Origin of the sequence: Streptomyces sp. NPDC051740, assembly GCF_044453165.1 — a bacterium.
Lineage (GTDB): Bacteria > Actinomycetota > Actinomycetes > Streptomycetales > Streptomycetaceae > Streptomyces > Streptomyces atrovirens.
On sequence record NZ_JBITCL010000063.1, the window covers coordinates 1 to 1,176 of the forward strand.

At 65.4% G+C, this 1,176-nt stretch carries 1 pseudogene; it reads left to right on the top strand.

Features of this window, described 5'->3' with window-relative positions:
• Nucleotides 1-1,176: pseudogene (locus ACIA6T_RS35605) on the top strand (hypothetical protein); the annotation flags it as partial.

Sequence of the window (1,176 nt, forward strand, 5' to 3'; positions counted from 1 at the left end):
GCAGTTCGCGGGGCGGTTGGACGATATTGCCGATGGCCGGGTGAAGACTTCGTACGACATTATGGAAGGCAAGTGGCAGATCAGTGCTGAGGTCATCCGGCTTCTGATCGAGCTGAAGACCCTTTTTTGGTTGTCGGCTGTCACGGGTGGTGCTACTGCGGGCAGGGCGGTGGTTGCGCAGCAGCGGAGTCGTGTTGCGGTGCTGCTGATTCTGCATCAATTGCTGAGCAAGACGCATTTGCTGCCGGTGTTGAGTGAGGCGTTCGAGGAGGCTTTCCAGTCGTTCGCTGTCCGTCTGGGGATGATTGCTTTCACGTCGGGTGAGCAGAGCTTCAACGGCTTCGACTGGGGGCAGATCGGGCAGGACGCGGTGTTCGGTGGTCTTGCCGGTGGATTCTTCGGCGGCATCGTTGGTGGCAACGAGAAGTTCTTGTCTCTGTTCCGTGATGATGTCAGGCGTGGTGCGTTTGCCAAGAGTGTTGCGGATGATGTGACGGTGAAGGTGGGGGCCGAGCCGGGGACTGGTCATGTGGACCGGGGGAGTGGTGTCGCCCGGCAGCCCAACGCTTCCAGTGTTTTCCTTGCCTCGGGTGGTTCGGAGGCGCTTGCGGAGATTCTGGGCAGTGGGCTTTTCACCGGCAACTGGGCGACCTCGTGGGACACGTTCCTGGGTGGGGGCCTCAGTGGCAATGTCGGCGAGGGGCTCAATAAGGGTGCGGAGAAGACTGGTCTGGCGGTCAATCTGGCGTTCAACAAGGGCTTCTCTTCCGAGGTCCCTTCATGGCCTGCCGATGCGCAGAACGCCGGGGTGAACACGGTCGGTACCGACGAGGGTGACGGTCGCGGTGGCGGGGTCGCGGTGGGCGACGGCGGGGAGCCGGCCGCGGACGGCACGGGTGCTGCGGGCGCTACGGGCAGTGAGGCGGCCGGTGTTGCTGGTACTGCCGGAGTCGCCGGTGTCACGGGCGCTGCCGCTGCCGCTGCCGCTGCTGGTGCTGGTGCTGGTGCTGGGGTGGTGCCGGGGCGGACTCCCACGGTGTCTGGTGCGGATGCCGGGGTGCCGGATGCGGGTGTTGCAAGGGATCAGGGCGCGGAGGGGTCGGCCGGGAGCCTGGGAAGTGCGGAGTCGGGCGGGGCTCGGCCGCGTCCGGCCGGTGAGGCAGACACAGGGTCTGC